An 865-nucleotide genomic window follows, 5' to 3' on the forward strand; every position below is an offset into this window, starting at 1 on the left:
TGGATGTGGACCGCGCCTTCAAGGTGCTGACCCGGCTGCGGCCCAGCATCAAGAAGTTCTGGGACAGCGGCCCGCTGCCGGGTGTGCTGCTCAGCCGCGAGGAGGTGACGATGTCCACCGTCTGGGACGGGCGGGTCGCCGATATGAAGAAGCAGGGCACTCCGGTCGAGCGGCAGCTGGCCGGTATGCGCCGCCAGTTCCAGGGCTACGCCATCGCCAAGGGCGCGGCCAACGCGGATGCCGCCTACCAGCTGATGGACTTCTCGCTGCGTGCCGAGATCCAGGCCAACCTGGCCAAGGCCTTCCCCTCGAACCCGTCTTCCCCGCTGGCCTACGACAAGCTGACCGAGGACGAGCGCAACGCGCTGTCCGGTGCGCCGAAGTACTACGACAAGGGCTTCGACGCGGACATCGACTGGTGGCTGAAGAACGAATCGGCCGTCACCAAGCGCTGGCTGGAGTGGGCTCGTGGCTGAATTCGATGTCGCCACACCGTCGGTGAAGGTGGCCGGCGGCACGCCGGCCGCCGCGAGTGGCAAAGCGCTGTCGGTGGTGGCTCTGCGCAAGACGTACGGGGACGTCGTCGCGGTCGACGAGGCGTCCATGGAGATCGCGGCCGGGGAGTTCGTCACCTTCCTCGGCGCCTCCGGCTCGGGCAAGACCACGACCCTGATGATGATCGCCGGGTTCTGCGAACCGGACTCCGGCACCATCACCGTCGGGGACCGTGATGTGACCCGGCTCGCCCCGCAGAAACGCAACCTGGGTTTCGTCTTCCAGCAGTACCTGCTCTTCCCGCACATGACGGTCAGCGAGAACGTCGCCTTCCCCCTCACCCTGCGCGGGGTGGCGAAGGAGGAGATCC

2 protein-coding genes are annotated in these 865 nt (G+C 67.2%); both read left to right on the forward strand.

Features of this window, described 5'->3' with window-relative positions; genetic code table 11:
- On the forward strand, positions 1 to 476 hold a 476-nt coding region (locus ABD357_RS36235), incomplete at its 5' end, for an extracellular solute-binding protein (protein WP_344394148.1).
- On the forward strand, positions 469 to 865 hold a 397-nt coding region (locus ABD357_RS36240), incomplete at its 3' end, for an ATP-binding cassette domain-containing protein (protein ID WP_344395527.1). The genes ABD357_RS36235 and ABD357_RS36240, both read left to right, overlap by 8 nt.

Source organism: Streptomyces vastus, from assembly GCF_039532825.1.
Taxonomy (GTDB): domain Bacteria; phylum Actinomycetota; class Actinomycetes; order Streptomycetales; family Streptomycetaceae; genus Streptomyces; species Streptomyces vastus.